The following is a 16,196-nucleotide window of genomic DNA, read 5'->3' as shown; positions in this document are numbered from 1 at the left end:
TTCCCTGGTTGTCTCCTCAACCAACAGTGTGGGTAAACCGCGCTTCCATATCTGTAAAATGCTATTTACGGTGAAATATATACCGAAACTGGTATGAGGGAGGAGCCATGGACCTGTTTCGCCGCCTGAAGCCGACGCATCTGCGCCTGGTGGCAGAGATCGCACGCCGGCAGAAATTGCAGCTTGCGGCCGAGGCACTTGCGATGTCGCAGCCCGCCGCCAGCCGGATGCTGGCCGACATCGAGCAGGAGACCGGCGCGCCGCTGTTCATCCGGCATCCCCGCTGGATGGAACCGACCCCGCTGGGAGAGGCCTTCCTGCGCCATGTCCGTGTTATCCTTTGGGAAATGGAGAGCCTGCAATCCGAGGTCGAAAGCCTCAACAGCGGCCAGATGGGCGAGGTCCGGGTGGGCGCGGTGACGGGCCCGGCAATGGGATTCCTGATGCCGGCGCTGCAATACGTGAAGGAGCAATCACCCCGCATCGAGGCCACGATCGAGGTCAGCCCCTCGGTGCAGCTGGTGCGCGGGCTCCAGGAGGGGCGCTTCGACTTCATCGTCGCGCGCCTGCCGCCCGAACATGACCGGCGCGACCTGCATCTTTATCCCGCCCGCTCCGAGGATGTCTCGCTTCTGGTGCGCGACAGCCATCCGCTGGCGGGCCGTGCCGAGGTGCCGCTGGAGGCGCTGCGCCACTACCCCTGGGTGGTGCAGGAGCGCGGCTCTCCGATCCGGCGCGCGGTCGAGGACGGCTTTGTCGCCGAGGGGGTGGAGGTGCCGCGCAACATCTACAACTCCTCCTCGCTGCTGGTGGTGCTGGCGCTGCTGGCCAGCGCCGAGGTGATCGCGCCGCAGTCCAGCGAGGTGGCCGAGATCCTGACCGGCCCCGAGCTGGGCGCCCGGCTGGTGACGCTGAACGTCGCCAGCCGGTTCACCGTCTCGCCCTATTTCGTGATCACCAACCGGGGCAAGCAGCTGCCGCGCGCCGCCCAGACGGTGCTGGAAGAGGTGCTGCGGCGGATCTAGTAGGCCTGGGCCGCCGCCACGGCGCGTTTCCAGCGATCATAGAGCGCCTGTGCCTGTGCGGCGGGCATCGCGGGGGTGAAGGTGCGCTCCAGCGCCCAGGCGCGGGCAAAGCCCGCCTGGTCGGGATAAAGCCCGGCGCGGTGCCCGGCCAGCCAGGCGGCGCCAAGGGCCGTGGTTTCCACCATGGCGGGGCGGTCGACGGGGGCGCCGGTGACATCGGCCAGGAACTGCATCGTCCAGTCCGAGGCGCTCATGCCGCCATCGACGCGCAGCGCCTGGGTTTCGCCGCCGCTCCAGTCGGCATGCATCGCCTCCAGCAGGTCGCGGGTCTGGAAACCCACCGATTGCAGGGCGGCACGGGCGAATTCCGCGGGTCCGGAATTGCGGGTCAGCCCGAAAACGGCGCCGCGGCACTCGGGGTTCCAGTAGGGCGCGCCCAGGCCGGTGAAGGCGGGCACCAGCATCAGCTGCTGTTCGGGATCGGCGGCCTCGGCCAGGCGCTGGCTGTCGCCGGCCTTGCGGATCAGCCCCATGCCGTCGCGCAGCCACTGTACCACGGCGCCCGCCACGAAGATCGAGCCCTCAAGCGCATAGGAGGTCCGGCCGTCCAGCCGGTAGGCGATGGTGGTCAGCAGCCGGTTGTTCGACCGCACGGGTGTGTCGCCGGTGTTGAGCAGCGCGAAACAGCCGGTGCCATAGGTGCTTTTCAGCATCCCGGGTTCAAAGCAGGCCTGGCCGATGGTCGCCGCCTGCTGGTCGCCCGCCACGCCCAGGATCGGGATCTCGCGCCCGAAAAGATCCGGCCGGGTGACGCCGAAATCATCGGCGCAGTCGCGGATCTCGGGCAGGAGGTTCATCGGGATGTCGAGCAGGGCGCACATCTCTTCCGACCAGTCGCCGGTGCGGATGTCGCAGAGCATGGTGCGCGCGGCATTGGTGATGTCGGTGACATGGGTCGCGCCCCCGGTCAGCTTCCAGATCAGGTAGCTGTCGACGGTGCCGAAGGCCAGGTGGCCGTCGGCGGCGCGTTCGCGGGCGCCCTCGACCGTGTCCAGCAGCCACTTCAGCTTGGTCCCGGAGAAGTAGGGATCCAGCAGCAGGCCGGTGATCTCGGTCACGCGCTCCTCGTGGCCGGCCTCGCGCAGGTCGTGGCACAGGGCGGCGGTGCGCCGGTCCTGCCAGACGATGGCGTTGTAAAGCGGCTTGCCGGTCTCCCGGTCCCAGAGCACGACGGTCTCGCGCTGGTTGGTGATGCCGATGGCGCTGATCTGGCTGGCGCGCAGGCCGGCCTTCTCGATCGCGGCGCGGCAGGTCGCGGCGGTCGAGGACCAGATGTCGGCGGGGTCATGTTCCACCCAGCCCGAGCGCGGGAAATGCTGCGGGAATTCCTGCTGGGCAGAGCCGGCGATCTGCATCTGTGCGTCGAACAGGATCGCCCGGCTGGATGTGGTGCCCTGGTCGATGGCAAGGATATGGGTCATGGGGTGGTCTCCTCCCTTCGATGGCTTACGTGGCCCGCGCCATCCAGTCTTCCAGTGCGGCGACCTGCGCCGCGTCCAGCCTGAGCCCCAGCTTGGTGCGCCGCCACAGCACGTCTTCGGCGGTGCGGGCATATTCCCGGCTCATCAGCCAGCGCAGCTCGGCCTCGCTCAGCCCGGCGCCGAAATCGGTGCCCAGGTCCTCCCAGCGGGTCGCGTCGCCCAGGATCTGCGCGGCCTCGGTGCCGTAATGGCGGAACATCCGGCGGGCCTGCTTCATGCCGAGGAACGGATAGGTCTGGCACAGCGCCGCGATCCGCTGCGCGGTTTCCTCGACGGGGAAGTCGCCGCCGGGCAGGGGGACGCCGGCGGTCCAGGGCGCATCCCTTTCCCCAAGCGCGGGGGCGATCTTTTGCATCGCGTGCTCGGCCAGGCGCCGGTAGGTGGTGATCTTGCCGCCGAAGACCGACAGCAGCGGTGCCGCGCCTTCCTCAAGCTTCAGCACGTAGTCCCGCGTCGCCGCCGAGGCGCTGGCGGCGCCATCGTCATAAAGCGGCCGCACCCCGGAATAGGTCCAGACCACGTCCTGCCGCCCGATGGGCCGGGCAAGGTAGTCGTTGGCAAAGCGGATCAGGTAGGCAATTTCCTCTTCCGAGGCTTCGGGGCGCTGGTCGGGATCGGGATGGTCGACATCGGTGGTGCCGATCAGGGTGAAGTCGTCCTCGTAGGGGATGGCGAAGATGATCCGCCCGTCGGTGCCCTGGAAGAAGTAGCACTTGTCGTGGTCGAAAAGCCGCCGGGTGACGATATGGCTGCCGCGCACCAGGCGGACATTTTCGCGGGTGTTCAGACGCAGCGTGTCGTGCAGGATCTCTCCGACCCAGGGGCCGGCGGCATTGACCAGCAGCCGGGCCGTCACCTGCCGCCCGTCCGAGAGGGTGATCGACCAGCCCTCTGCGCTGCGCTCGGCCCCGGTGACGCGGGTGCGCGGCAGGATGGTGGCGCCGCGGGCCTCGGCGTCGCGGGCGTTCAGCACCGTCAGGCGGGCGTCCTGCACCCAGGCGTCGGAATATTCGAAGGCGCGGGTGAAGCCGGGTTTCAGCCCGGCGCCCTCGGGGGTGCCGGGCAGCGACAGGCTGGTGGTGCCGGGCAGGGGGCCGCGATCGCCCAGCCGGTCGTAGATCGCCAGCCCCAGCCGGATCAGCCAGGCCGGGCGGCGGCCCTTCATCCAGGGCATCACCGTGCTGAGCAGCCGCGAGGTGGGCGTATTGCCTTCAAAGCGCATCTCCTGGTGCAGCGGCAGCACGAAGCGCATCGGCCATGAGATATGCGGCATCGCCTTCAGCAGCCGGGTACGCTCCATCAGGGATTCCCGCACCAGCCGGACCTCCCAGTATTCCAGGTAGCGCAGCCCGCCGTGGAACAGCTTGGTCGAGGCCGAGGAGGTGGCGCCGCCGATATCGCCCATCTCGGCCAGGCCGGTGCGCAGCCCGCGCCCCGCCGCGTCGCGGGCAATGCCGCAGCCGTTCACGCCGCCCCCGATGATGAAGAGGTCGAAGTCGTGCCGTTCACCAGGGGTCGCCATGGGTCATCCTTCCGGGCCGGGGGTCGGCGGCAGGAAACAGGTCCCGGCCCGGAATGTCAAAGCTTGGACCTCAGACCAGGGCCGCGATCAGCTCGGGAAGCCGGGCGTGATCGGCGAAGGTGGCCTGCCAGCGCATGTCGTGCACGGCGCCCTTTCGGTAGCCTTCGGTGAACAGCAGGAAAGGCACGCCGGCGGCCTCGGCGGTGGCGGCGTCGACCTCGCTGTCGCCGATGTAGATCGCGGGGCCGGCGGGCAGGCGGTCCAGCACCGCCAGCAGCGGTTCGGGGGCGGGCTTGCGCTGGGGCAGGGAGTCGCCGCCCAGCACCTCGGCAAAGCGGGGCAGCAGGCCCAGATGGTCCAGCACGGCGCGGGCCGGGGCCTCGGGCTTGTTGGTGCAGATCGCCAGGCTGTGCCCGGCCTGCGCCAGCGCGTCCAGCGCGGCCTTGGCACCGGGATAGACCCGGGTCAGCGCCACCGCGCCCTTCAGCCGGTCCAGGAACTGCGCCAGCAGCGGCGCATGGCGGTCCGGTTCGATGTCGCGGGCGGCCATCATCAGGCGCACGAAGGTCGGGCTGCCCTCGCCGATGAAGCGGCGCGTCTCGGAGATCGAGAGCGGCGGCAGCCCCTCGTCCTCCAGCAGGCCATTGGCGGCCTCGCGGATGTCGGGGGCGCTGTCGATCAGCGTGCCGTCGAGGTCGAAGACGATTCGGGCCATGGTCTTTCCTTCGGGAGGGGAGGGGCGCAGCGGCCCGCCGGGCCATCCTAGACCGGTCGCAGGGGGTGCGAAAAGACAACCCCGCCATCCGCCTCGTGCAAGGCTGTCCGGGAAAAGTTGAAAAATCTCCTATTTTCCCGAAACCCTGCATACCAAGGTTTCCCCTTGGTCAAAAGATACATCTCGCATTGGACAATTTGTCCAATGTGTCCGCGCGGAGGAGGCTCCTACCAACCGCCCGACAGCAACCCTGGTGGTGCTGGTCGTCCCCCTTTGCGGTCGCGATCTCCTCGGATCCCCCTTGCAATTCCGCCCTCTGGCGGCCCCGGAGGGCGCTTGCTCCGCCGATGCAAAGGAGGTCTGGCATGCCGCCCGACACACTGAGCACCCTGATCTCGCGGATAGACTTCGCCCTGATCTCGTCTGTGCATATCCTGTTCCCCCCGCTGACCATCGGCCTGGCGATCATCCTCTTCGTGTCCGAAGCCCTCTGGGTGAAGACGCAGGACGAACGCTGGTACCGCCTCTGCCGCTTCTTCGAGAAGCTGTTCATCGTGAACTTCGGCGCAGGCGTGGCAACGGGCGTCACCATGGAGATGGCCTTCGGAATTCTCTACGGTCCCTTCTCCCAGGCCGCCGGCCCGTTCTTCGGCCAGGTTCTGGGCTACGAGACGATCACCGCCTTCATGTACGAAGCGGGCTTCATCGGCCTGATGATCTTCGGCTGGGGCAAGATCAGCCGCAAGATGCACCTCTTCGCCACCTTCAACGTCGCGCTGTCCTCGACGCTGTCGGCGATGTGGATCCTTGTCGCAAACAGCTGGATGCAGACGCCCACCGGGGTCGAGTTCAAGGATGGCATCTTCGAGGTGACCAACTGGCTGGCCGCGCTGTTCAACCCCAACGTCTTCGCCGCCTTCCCGCACATGCTGCTGGCCGCCGTGGAGCTGTCGCTGACCTTCGTGGTCGCCGTCTGCGCCTGGTTCGTGCTGAAGCGGCGCAACGTCGATCTGTTCCTGCGCCCGCTGAAATACGCCCTGGTGGCTCTGGCGGTCGTTGCGGCGGTTCAGGTCTACATGGGCGACGTGCTGGGTGAAAACGTCCTGGACAACAAGCCGGCCGCCCTGGCCGCCATGGAAGGCCAGTACGACACCTACGACAAGGACGGCAACGTCAACAACGCGTGGAACATCATCGGCTGGCCGAACAAGGAAGGCACGGGCCTTGCCTGGTCGATCAAGATCCCCCACGCCCTGTCGCTGATCGAAACGAAGACCTGGAACGGCGCCGTCGAGGGCCTGAACAGCTTCCCGAAAGATGAACAGCCCCCCGTCGTGCTGCCCTTCTATTCGTTCCGCGTCATGGCGGCGATCGGTGGCGCACTGCTGCTGCTGGGTCTCTGGGGCTGCTGGCTGCGCTACCGCGGTCAGCTGACCGAGCGCCTGGCCTCTCAGCAACGCCTGTTCCTGATGGCCTGCACCGCCGCCGTCGCGCTGCCCTACATCGCCGTCATTGCCGGCTGGTGGACGCGCGAGATCGGCCGTCAGCCCTGGATCGTCTACGGCATGATGACCGTCAAGGACGGCATGAGCCACATGTCCACGGCGCTGGCCACCTTCTGGCTGATCGGCTTCGCCGTCTTCGAGACCGCCGTGGTCCTGGGCACCATCTGGTTCCTGCTGAAGGTCTGCCGCATGGGTCCCGACCTGACCAGCCCCGTGGCCGGGGAAGGGCATGAACACCTGGGCGAACTGGACCTGCCGGAAGCCGGCAAGGCCGATCACCCCGAATACGTCCGCCCGATCTGAGCCAGGAGAGCGACCAAATGACAAACCATCTGGACGACATGCAGTATTTCCTGGCGAATGCCTGGTGGCTGGCGCTCGGCGTCGCCGTACTGCTCTACATCGCACTTGACGGCGCCGACCTCGGCGCCGGGATCTTCGGCCTCTTCGTGGGCGACCACGAGGAACGCGGCGCCATCATGGCGGCCATGGCCGGCACCTGGGACGCCAACGAAACCTGGCTGATCGTGGCCGGGGGGATCCTCTTCGGGACCTTCCCCTTCGTCTACGGCTCTGCCTTCCACTATCTGATGGTGCCCCTGGCCTTCGTGCTCTGGGGGGTGATGGCGCGGGCGGTGACGCTTGAGTTCCGTCACCTTGCCTCCGCGAAGTGGCAGTGCTTCGGCGACTGGGTCTTCGGCATCTCCAGCCTTGTCGTCACCTTCTTCGGCGGCATGTGCGTGGGCGCCTCGCTTCAGGGCTTCAAGCTGACCCATGTCGAGGGCCAGGTTCCGCACTTTGCCGGCTCTGCCTTCGACTTCGTCTCTGCCTTCTCGATCTGGACCGGCATTGCCGCCGTGGTGGCCGTGCTGCTCTCGGGCGTGCTTTTCGTCCGCGCCCGCTTCGAAAAGGACGAGCCGATCCGCCAGGACGCGGCCCGCTGGACCGCGACGATCTTCTGGCTGGCCATCGGGTCGGTCGTGATCACCCTGGTCTGGTCGCTGTTCAAGTTCGACTGGGCCCGTGAAAAGTGGCTGGGTCACTTCTTCTGGATCTGGGCGATCTTCGGCATCCTGGCGCTGGTCTGCATCGACAAGGTGCGCCGCGCCACCCTGCGCGACGACGATGTCAGCGCCGTGCTGTGGTACTGCGGTGCGCTGCTGATCATGGGCCTGAGCATGCTGATCACGCTGCACCCCTGGCTGGTGCCCCACACCTGGAGCATCCGCGACGGCGCAAGCCCGCAGGTGTCGCTGATCACCTTCACGATGACCATGGGTGGCTTCCTGCCCGTCATGGTTATGTACAACTGGTACCAGATCTGGGTATTCCGCGCGCGGATTTCCAAGCTGGTTAGCCACGCGCACTGAAGAAGGCCGAACGACATGACCCAGATCCGCTCTCCCCATGGTGCCGAAGCGAAGCAGGACGAGCGCTGGCTCGGAGGCTACCGCCGGTACGGGGGGCGGATGCTGGGCCTGTCGATCACCATGGCCGGCCTTTCGGCCGGCCTGACCATCCTGCAGGCTTGGGCCCTGGCGCGCATCATTGCCGGGGTCGTTCTGCAGGGCAGCGGGGTTTCGGACCTCGCGACCCCGATCCTCCTGTTCGTCGGGACGATCCTGGGAAGAATACTGTCGGACATGCTTCGGCAGGGTACGGCCTTCGAGGCCGGGGCGCAGATCAGGAAGGCACTTCGTGAGGCGGTGCTGGTGCGGATCGCGTCGACCGGGCCTGTGGCGATGCAGGCCCGGTCCTCGGGCGAGGTGGCGGGCATCCTTTCCGAGGGTGTCGAGGCGGTGCAGGACTATTTTGCCGCCTATCTGCCGCAGAAGATCATCGGAGCCATGGTGCCCCTGCTGGTGCTGGCCGCCGTCTTCCCCTTCGACTGGGTCACCGGCCTGATCCTTGCGATCTGTGCCCCCATCGTTCCCATTTTCATGATCGTCGTCGGCAAGGGGGCCGAGGCGCTCAACCGTCGTCAGTGGCAGCGCCTGCTGCTGATGGGCGCACATCTGTTCGACCGCCTGTCGGGCCTCGTGACGCTGCGCCAGCTGGGCGCCGCCGAGCGCGAGGCCGCGCTGGTCGCCGCCATGTCCGAGGGCTATCGCAGCGCCACCATGAAGGTGCTGCGCCTGGCGTTCCTGTCCTCTCTGGTGCTGGAATTCTTCGCCACCATCGCGGTGGCCATGGTCGCCGTCTACGTCGGCTTCCGCCTGTACTACGGCGAAATCGCCTTCCTGCCCGGCCTCTTCGCGCTGCTGATCGCGCCGGAATTCTTCCGCCCGCTGCGCGAAATGGGCCAGCATTACCATGCCCGCATGACCGCCATCGGCGCCGCCGAGGGGCTGATCTCGATCATGCAGATGCCCGAGGCCGAGGCCCGCGCCGGCGCGGCCCTGCCCGCGGGCGCCCCGCAGAGGATCAGCGTCCAGGGGCTTGGCTACATCCACGCGGGCTCGGAAGGGCTGCGCGACCTCAGCTTCGATCTGGCCCGGGGCGAAACCCTGGCCGTGATGGGCCCCAGCGGCGCCGGCAAGACCACCATGGTGCGCCTGCTGCTGGGCCTGCTTGCGCCGCAGCAGGGGCAGATCCTGCTTGATGGCCGCCCGCTTTCCGACTTTGCCGCCGCCGACTGGCAGGCCCGCATCGGCTGGCTGCCGCAGCGCCCGACGCTGTTCGCCGGCACCATCGCCGAGAACATCGCCCTGGGGCATCCCGGCGCCAGCCGCTACGACCTGGAAGAGGCCGCCCGCAAGGCGCAGGCCCATGACTTCATCGTCGCGCTGCCCAGGGGCTACGACACACCGCTGGGTGAATCCGGCGCGGGCCTGTCCGGCGGGCAGATCCGCCGCGTCGCCCTGGCGCGTGCGCTGGTCGGGGATCCGGCGCTGCTGATCCTCGACGAACCCACCGCCGCGCTGGATCGCGACATGGCCGGGGCGGTGATGACATCGGTGCTGCGCGCCTGCCCGCAGGCCGCCCGCCTGATCGTCACCCATGATGCCGACTGCGCCGCCCGCGCCGACCGGGTGATCCGCCTGGAGCGCCCAGAGGGAGAGATCGCATGACCGAAGTTCGCCGCCTTCTCAGACTGTGCCACCCGATGCGCTGGAAGATCGCCCTGGGCGTGCTGCTCTCGGTGATCGTGATCCTGTCCAACGTCGCGCTGATGGCGGTGTCGGGCTGGTTCATCACCGCCATGGCGCTGGCGGGCCTTGGCAAGATGACGCTGGAATTCTTCACCCCTGCCGCCGGGATCCGGGGGCTGGCGCTGCTGCGTTCGGGCGCGCGCTACCTTGAACGGCTGGTCAGCCATGATGCCACGCTGGCGGTGCTGGCCCGGCTGCGGCCCTGGTTCTACAAGAAGCTGGTGCCGCTGGCCCCGGCGCGGCTTCAGGGCCTGCGCCACGGGGACCTGCTGGCGCGCATCCGCAGCGACATCGACGCGCTCGACACCTTCCACCTGCGCATTCTGGGCCCGGGGCTGGCGGCGCTGATCTCCTCGGTGATCATCGTGGCGGCCTTCGCGCTGGTCTCGCCCGGTGTGGCGGTGATGACGGCCCTGGGGCTGCTGCTGGCCGGGGTCGCGGTGCCGCTGCTGGTGCGCCGCGCCACGCTGGGTGCGGGGAGCGCGCTGTCCTCGGCCCGAGCCGAGCTGCAATCGGGCACCGGCGATCTGACCCGCGGCTTCGAGGAGCTGCGGGTGCTGAACGCGACCGGTGCCCAGATCGACCGGCTGCGCGCCCTGTCGCTGCGGCTGATCGCGGCGCAGCGCCGCCCGGCCTGGGCCGCCGCTGCGGGCACGGCCCTCACGAACGGCGTCGGCCAGGCGATGACCCTGGGCGCAGCGCTGATCCTGCTGCCGGGCGCCGCCGCCGGAGAGGTTTCCGGCCCGATCTTCGCCATGCTGGTGCTGGGCGCCATGGCCAGCGTTGAGGCGGTGTCCTCGCTGCCCGGTGCCTTCGCGGCCTGGGATGCGACGCTGGCTTCGGCGCGGCGGATCTTCGCGCTGACCGACCAGACCCCGGCGGTCAGCGAACCCGCCATGCCCGAAACCCCTCGGGGCAATGCGGTCCGCTTTGAAGATGTGCATTTTGCCTATGACGGTGGCAGCCCGGTTCTGGACGGGTTCGATCTGACCCTGCAAGAGGGCCGCTGCCTGGCGCTGACCGGCCCCACCGGCGCGGGCAAAAGCACGGTTCTTGCTCTGCTGCAACGCTTCCACGATCCTGATCGCGGCTTTGTCAGCCTGGGCGGCACCGACCTGCGCCGCATCGCCGATGCGACGCTGCGCCAACGCATCGCCGTGGTCGAGCAGCAGGTGCAGCTGTTCAACGCCACCATCGCCGAGAACCTGCGCCTGGCGCGTCCCGATGCCGACGAGGACCGCCTCTGGCAGGTGCTGGAGCAGGCCCAGCTGGCCGCCGAGATCCGCGCCATGCCCGAGGGTCTGAAGACCCGACTGGGCGAGCTGGGCACGCGGCTGTCGGGCGGGCAGGCCCGCCGGCTGGGCATCGCGCGGGCGCTGCTGGTCGATGCGCCGGTACTGCTGCTGGATGAGCCGACAGAGGGCCTCGACAGTGCCACCGAGGCGCAGGTCATCGCGGCGCTGGCGACGCTGATCCGGGGGCGCACGGTGCTGCTGGTCACCCACCGCCCGCAGGCCCTGGCGCTGGCCGACCGTCAGGTCGTGATCGGTGGTGCCCGCGCATGACGCGCCCCGGCGACAGCGCAGTGCCCTATCTGAAGGTAGCATTGACGGCGGTCGCAGGCCATGATTGCACCCGGATGAAGGGGTGATGGTCATGAGTGTATTTTCCAGGTGGAAGGCGGGCCCCGCGCCCGGCGGCCCCGCATCCCCAGGGGGCGGCGGGACGGAAGCTTCCCATGATGCCGCGATCCGCGCGGCCTCGGACAATGCGGCGCTGCGCAACCTGATCCTGCTGATCCGGCTGCGCTGGTTCGCGCTGGTCGGGCAGGTCATGGCCATCGCGCTGACGGTCTTCCTGTTCAAGGCGAAGTTGCCGGTGGGGCCGATGCTGACGGTCATCGCGATCTCGGCGGCGATCAATCTGGCGGCGGTCTGGCGCTCCTTCCGGGAACGCCGGGTGCGGCGCTGGACCCTGACGGTCGAGCTGCTGTTCGACGTCATCGCGCTGACCATCCTGCTCTATTTCAGCGGCGGTGCCTCCAATCCCTTCGTGACGCTGTACTTCCTGCAGGTCATGCTGGCGCTGGTGCTGATCCCGATGCCGCAGGTCCTGGCGATCCTCGGCGCCGCTGTGCTGGCCTATTTCTGGCTGCTGAACCACGGCCTGCCGCTGACGCTGCCGCAACACCTGGCGCATGGCTCCACCTTCATGAGCCTGCACCTTGAGGGGATGTTCCTGGGCTTCGTGCTGTCGGTCGGGCTGCTGACCTGGATCCTGCGCGGCATCCAGGGCAACCTGGCGACCCGGGACGCCCAGATCGGCGCCCTGCGCCAGCAGATCGTCGAGGACGAGCATTTCGTGCGGCTGGGCGTCATGGCCTCTTCCACCGCGCATGAGCTGGGCACGCCGCTGACCACCGTCGCGGTGACGCTGGACGACTGGGCCCAGGTCGGTCTGCCGCCCGAGGCGGAACTCAAGGCGAACCTGGCGCAGATGCAGGCGGAACTGGCCAGTTGCCGGCGCATCGTCAGCCACATGCTGTTCGCCGCCGGTCTTGATCGGTTCGAGGCCGCCGAGAGCATCCTTCTGGGCGACTTCCTGGAAGAGCTGGTGGCCGACTGGCATGATGATGGCGGCACGCTGAAGGTGCGCCTGCCCGAGGGTGAGATCGCGCAGCAGACCCTGCTGGTGGATGCGCTGCTGGAACAGGCGCTGCGCAACATCCTGACCAATTCGGGGCAGGCGGGGGCGCAGCACATGACGATCCGCGCCGGGCGCAGCGGTGCCGGCGGCATCATCCTGCAATTCGAGGATGACGGTCCGGGTTTCCCGGACAAGATCCTTGCCCATCCGATCCGCCCGGTCCAGGCCGAGAAGGGCAACCCCGGGCGGGGCTTCGGCCTCTACCTCGTGTCGAACGCCGTGCGGCGCCTGGGCGGCGACTGGCGGATCGAGAACCGCGCGGAGGGCGGGGCGCGTGTCGTCCTCGTCCTGCCGCCCTGAACGGAGCATCACGTCATGAGCGAGACGGAAAGCCGCCGCGACCTGCTGATCGTCGAGGATGACACGGCACTGGCGGAAACCCTTCAGAAGTCGATGCAGCGGCGCGGCTTCGATGTGCGCATCGCGGCCTCGGCCGAAGAGGCCCAGGAGATGGGCGAGGCCCGCGTGCCCGATTGCGCGCTGGTCGACCTGAAGCTGCCCGGGCGCAGCGGGCTGGAATGCGTGCGCGACCTTGCCGCCCTCAGCCCGCCGCCGCGCATCGTCGTGCTGACCGGCTTTGCCTCGATCGCCACGGCGGTGGAGGCGATCAAGCTGGGCGCCGGCCATTACCTTGCCAAACCCGCCACCGCGAGCGAGATCGAGGCCGCCTTCGAGCGCGGCGAGGGCGATCCGACGCTGCCGCTGGGCCAGGCCTCGGGCGGGCTGCGGGTCGGCGAATGGGAGCGTATCCAGGAAGTGCTGCGCGACACCGACTTCAACATCAGCGAGGCCGCGCGGCGTCTGGGGATGCACCGGCGTACCCTGGCGCGGCGGCTGGCCAAGCGGCAGATCCGCTAGGCAGAGATCCCGGGGGGATGCGAAACGGGGGCCCGAAGGCCCCCGTTTTTCGTATGTGCCAGGTTCAGCCCTTCGGTCGGCGGGTAAACAGCCGCATCACGATGACGAAGAACAGCGGCACCAGCAGCACGCCCAGCATGGTCGAGGCCAGCGTGCCCCCCAGCACCCCCGCACCGATGGCATTGCGCCCGCCCGACCCCGCGCCGGTCGACAGGACCAGCGGCACCACCCCGAGGGAGAACGCCATGGAGGTCATGATGATCGGTCGGAAGCGCTGGCGTGCGGCCTCTACCGTGGCGGGGATCAGCGCCTCGCCCGACTGCATCCTTTCGCGGGCGAACTCGACGATCAGGATGGCATTCTTGCCGGTCAGGCCAATGACGGTCAGCAGGCCGACCTGGAAGAACACGCCGTTCTCGTAGCCGCCCAGCCAGGCACCGATCAGCGCGCCCAGCACCCCGATGGGCATGGCCAGCATCACCGCGAAGGGAATGGTCCAGCTTTCATAGAGCGCCGCCAGCGACAGGAAGACCGCGGCCAGCGAAAGCGCATAGAGCAGCGGCGCCTGGTTGCCGGACTGCTTTTCCTCCAGCGACAGGCCGGTCCAGGCGACGTTGAAGCCGGGCGGCAGCTGGCCGGCCAGGCGCTCCATCTCGGCCATGGCCTCGCCCGTGGTGACGCCGGGGGCGGGGCTGCCCTGGATCTGCATCGCGGGCACGCCGTTGTAGCGGTAGATGCCCTGCGCGCCGGTCTTCCAGGACCCCTGCGCGAAGTTCGCGAAGGGCACCAGCCCGTCGGAAGAGTTGCGCACCCGCCACTTGGCGATGTCCGAGGGGGTGGCGCGGCTGTCGGCCTGGCCTTGGACATAGACCTTCTTGATCCGGCCCTGGTCGATGAAGTCGTTCACGTAGGAGCCCGCCCAGGCGATGCCCAGCAGGTTCGACACGTCGGTCGCCGAAACCCCCATCGCGCCGGCCTTGCGCCAGTCGATGTCCAGGTCGAACTGCGCCGCATCCTCAAGCCCGTTCGGGCGCACGCCGGTCACCAGCTTGCTTTGCGCGGCCATGCCCAGCAGCATGTTGCGGGCATTGGTCAGCTCTTCATGGGTCTGGCCGCCGCGTGCCTGAAGATACATGTCGAAGCCCGAGGCATTGCCCAGCTCGGTCACCGCAGGGGGCACGATCGGGAAGACGAAGGCATCCTGGATCTGGCTGAGCGCGCCGAAGGCCCGCCCCGCCACCGCCTTGACCGACAGCGCGGGGTCGGTGCGTTCGGACCAGTCCTTCAGCCGCACGAAGGCCAGTGCCATGTTCTGCCCCTGGCCGGCAAAGCCGAAGCCCGCCACGCCGAAGACCGCCTGCACCGCGTCGGCCTCGTTCTTCAGGAAGTACTGTTCGACCTGATCGACGACCGCCTCGGTGCGTTCCAGCGTGGCGCCGGTGGGGGCCTGGATCATCACGAACATGATGCCCTGATCCTCGTCCGGCAGGAAGCCGGTCGGGGTGCGCAGGAACATCCCCACCATGACGCCGACGATCACCAGATAGATCAGCGCCATGCGGAAGGGCCGTTTCACGATCCCCGCCACGCCGCGCCCGTAGCCGCGTGTCGTCGCCTCGAAACCGCGGTTGAAGAGCCCGAAGAGGCCGCGTTTGGGCCCGTGCCCCTGCTTGAGCAGCGTCGCGCAAAGCGCCGGGGTCAGCGTCAGCGCGACCACCACCGACAGCGCCATGGCCGAGACGATGGTGATGGCGAACTGCTGGTAGATGACGCCGGTCGAGCCGCCGAAGAAGGCCATCGGCACGAAGACCGCCGACAGCACCATGGCGATGCCGATCAGCGCGCCGGTGATCTGGCCCATGGATTTCTTGGTCGCCTCCAGCGGAGAGGAGCCATCCTCGGCCATCACGCGTTCGACGTTCTCGACCACGACGATGGCATCATCGACCAGCAGGCCGATGGCCAGCACCATGGCCAGCATGGTCAGGGTGTTGATGGTAAAGCCCATGGCCGCCATCACCCCGAAGGTGCCCAGCAGCACCACCGGCACCGCCAGCGTCGGGATCAGCGTGGCGCGGAAGTTCTGCAGGAACAGCAGCATCACCAGGAACACCAGCACGATCGCCTCGACCAGCGTGTGCATCACCGATTCAATCGAGATCTCGATGAAGGGGGTGGTGTCGTAGGGGATCACGTAGTCGATGCCCTGCGGGAAGAACTGCGCGAATTCCTTCATCCGCTCGTGCACCCGCTCGGACGTGTCGAGCGCATTGGCCCCGGGGGCGAGGCTGATCGCCATGCCGGTCGCGGGCTGGCCGTTGTAGGTGGCGGTAAAGCTGTAGCCTTCGGAGCCGATCTCGACCTTGGCGACATCGCCCAGCAGCACCAGGCCGCCGTCTTCCTCGGCGCGCAGCACGATCTGGCGGAAATCCTCGGGCGTCTGAAGCAGCGACTGGGCGGTGATCGTGGCATTCAGCATCTGGCCCTCGGGGGCGGGACGATTGCCGAAAGCCCCGGCCGAGATCTGCGCGTTCTCCTCGCTGACGGCGGACACCACATCCGAGGGCGTCAGCTCATAGGCGGTCAGCTTGGCTGGATCGAGCCAGATCCGCATCGCGTATTGCGAGCCGAAGACCTGCACCGATCCGACGCCCTCGATCCGGCTCATGTCGTCGACGAGGTTGGATTGCAGGTAGTCGCCCAGGTCGGTCTCGTCCATCGAGCCGTCGGGCGAGATCAGCGAGATCACCATCAGGAAGCCGGCAGAGGACTTGCGCACGGTGACGCCCTGCTTCTGCACGCTTTCCGGCAGCAGCGATGTCGCCTGAGAAAGCTTGTTCTGCACCTGCACCTGGGCGATGTCCGGATCGGTCCCGGTCTCGAAGGTCAGGGTGATCTGCGTCGTGCCCGCCGAGGAGGCGTTCGAGGACATGTAGCGCATCCCGTCGAGCCCGGTCATCTGCTGTTCGATGACCTGGGTGACGGTATTGGCGACGGTCTGCGCCGAGGCGCCGGGGTAGGTGGCGTTGATGGTGATCGAGGGCGGCGCGATCTGCGGATACTGCGCCACCGGCAGCGTCATGATGGACAGCAGCCCGACGCCCATGATGATGATCGAGATGACCCATGCGAAGATGGGCCGGTCAATGAAGAAGCGTGCCATCGGTTCGCC

11 protein-coding genes are annotated in these 16,196 nt (G+C 68.0%); 7 read left to right on the top strand and 4 right to left on the bottom strand.

Going from position 1 to position 16,196, the window contains the following annotated elements:
- The first annotated feature begins 107 nt into the window (after positions 1-107).
- Positions 108-1,025, top strand: coding sequence for a LysR family transcriptional regulator (locus KM176_RS03240; RefSeq protein WP_160896334.1), 918 nt, complete (start codon positions 108-110; stop codon positions 1,023-1,025).
- On the opposite strand, the gene glpK is transcribed toward KM176_RS03240, so the two are convergent.
- The 3 genes from glpK to gph all read right to left on the bottom strand — a co-directional run bounded on the left by glpK (position 1,022) and on the right by gph (position 4,803).
- Complete coding sequence (gene glpK, locus KM176_RS03235; protein WP_160896335.1) at positions 1,022-2,506, bottom strand: glycerol kinase GlpK; 1,485 nt, start codon at positions 2,504-2,506, stop codon at positions 1,022-1,024. The genes KM176_RS03240 and glpK overlap by 4 nt on opposite strands.
- A gap of 25 nt (positions 2,507-2,531) precedes the next feature.
- On the bottom strand, positions 2,532-4,088 hold the full coding sequence (glpD, locus tag KM176_RS03230; protein ID WP_160896336.1) for a glycerol-3-phosphate dehydrogenase: 1,557 nt from the start codon (positions 4,086-4,088) through the stop codon (positions 2,532-2,534).
- Between the two features lie 70 nt (positions 4,089-4,158).
- Complete coding sequence (gph, locus tag KM176_RS03225; protein WP_160896337.1) at positions 4,159-4,803, bottom strand: phosphoglycolate phosphatase; 645 nt, start codon at positions 4,801-4,803, stop codon at positions 4,159-4,161.
- Positions 4,804-5,168: 365 nt separating this feature from the next.
- On the opposite strand from gph, the gene KM176_RS03220 reads away from it, so the two are divergent.
- The 6 genes from KM176_RS03220 to KM176_RS03195 all read left to right on the top strand — a co-directional run bounded on the left by KM176_RS03220 (position 5,169) and on the right by KM176_RS03195 (position 13,024).
- Positions 5,169-6,611: a cytochrome ubiquinol oxidase subunit I gene (locus KM176_RS03220; protein ID WP_160896338.1), complete on the top strand. Its 1,443-nt coding sequence runs from the start codon at positions 5,169-5,171 to the stop codon at positions 6,609-6,611.
- A 17-nt stretch (positions 6,612-6,628) separates the two neighbouring features.
- Positions 6,629-7,678 carry a cytochrome d ubiquinol oxidase subunit II gene (locus KM176_RS03215; protein WP_202398010.1) on the top strand — a complete coding sequence of 350 codons (1,050 nt, stop codon included), beginning with the start codon at positions 6,629-6,631 and terminating at the stop codon, positions 7,676-7,678.
- A gap of 15 nt (positions 7,679-7,693) precedes the next feature.
- Positions 7,694-9,379: a thiol reductant ABC exporter subunit CydD gene (gene cydD / locus KM176_RS03210; protein ID WP_160896339.1), complete on the top strand. Its 1,686-nt coding sequence runs from the start codon at positions 7,694-7,696 to the stop codon at positions 9,377-9,379.
- On the top strand, positions 9,376-11,025 hold the full coding sequence (gene cydC / locus KM176_RS03205) for a thiol reductant ABC exporter subunit CydC (RefSeq protein WP_160896340.1): 1,650 nt from the start codon (positions 9,376-9,378) through the stop codon (positions 11,023-11,025). The genes cydD and cydC overlap by 4 nt, the downstream gene beginning before the upstream one ends.
- Before the next feature lie 91 nt (positions 11,026-11,116).
- Positions 11,117-12,466 carry an ATP-binding protein gene (locus KM176_RS03200; protein WP_160896341.1) on the top strand — a complete coding sequence of 450 codons (1,350 nt, stop codon included), beginning with the start codon at positions 11,117-11,119 and terminating at the stop codon, positions 12,464-12,466.
- A gap of 15 nt (positions 12,467-12,481) precedes the next feature.
- Entirely contained in the window at positions 12,482-13,024 is a 543-nt protein-coding gene (locus KM176_RS03195; RefSeq protein WP_160896342.1) for a response regulator transcription factor, read from the top strand.
- Positions 13,025-13,088: 64 nt separating this feature from the next.
- Here KM176_RS03195 and KM176_RS03190 read toward each other — a convergent pair whose 3' ends face one another.
- Entirely contained in the window at positions 13,089-16,187 is a 3,099-nt protein-coding gene (locus KM176_RS03190; protein ID WP_160896343.1) for an efflux RND transporter permease subunit, read from the bottom strand.
- Positions 16,188-16,196 lie beyond the last annotated feature (9 nt).

Origin of the sequence: Pseudooceanicola endophyticus, from assembly GCF_018760365.1 — a bacterium.
Taxonomy (GTDB): domain Bacteria; phylum Pseudomonadota; class Alphaproteobacteria; order Rhodobacterales; family Rhodobacteraceae; genus Pseudooceanicola; species Pseudooceanicola endophyticus.
The sequence above is the reverse complement of the archived record's forward strand: the minus strand, read 5'-3'. Positions and strand labels throughout refer to the sequence as shown.

Bases quoted from the DNA above. Each gene is read 5' to 3' on its own strand.
- KM176_RS03240 (WP_160896334.1), top strand. From the start codon at position 108: ATGGACCTGTTTCGCCGCCTGAAGCCGACGCATCTGCGCCTGGTGGCA.
- glpK (WP_160896335.1), bottom strand. From the start codon at position 2,506: ATGACCCATATCCTTGCCATCGACCAGGGCACCACATCCAGCCGGGCG.
- glpD (WP_160896336.1), bottom strand. From the start codon at position 4,088: ATGGCGACCCCTGGTGAACGGCACGACTTCGACCTCTTCATCATCGGG.
- gph (WP_160896337.1), bottom strand. From the start codon at position 4,803: ATGGCCCGAATCGTCTTCGACCTCGACGGCACGCTGATCGACAGCGCC.
- KM176_RS03220 (WP_160896338.1), top strand. From the start codon at position 5,169: ATGCCGCCCGACACACTGAGCACCCTGATCTCGCGGATAGACTTCGCC.
- KM176_RS03215 (WP_202398010.1), top strand. From the start codon at position 6,629: ATGACAAACCATCTGGACGACATGCAGTATTTCCTGGCGAATGCCTGG.
- cydD (WP_160896339.1), top strand. From the start codon at position 7,694: ATGACCCAGATCCGCTCTCCCCATGGTGCCGAAGCGAAGCAGGACGAG.
- cydC (WP_160896340.1), top strand. From the start codon at position 9,376: ATGACCGAAGTTCGCCGCCTTCTCAGACTGTGCCACCCGATGCGCTGG.
- KM176_RS03200 (WP_160896341.1), top strand. From the start codon at position 11,117: ATGAGTGTATTTTCCAGGTGGAAGGCGGGCCCCGCGCCCGGCGGCCCC.
- KM176_RS03195 (WP_160896342.1), top strand. From the start codon at position 12,482: ATGAGCGAGACGGAAAGCCGCCGCGACCTGCTGATCGTCGAGGATGAC.
- KM176_RS03190 (WP_160896343.1), bottom strand. From the start codon at position 16,187: ATGGCACGCTTCTTCATTGACCGGCCCATCTTCGCATGGGTCATCTCG.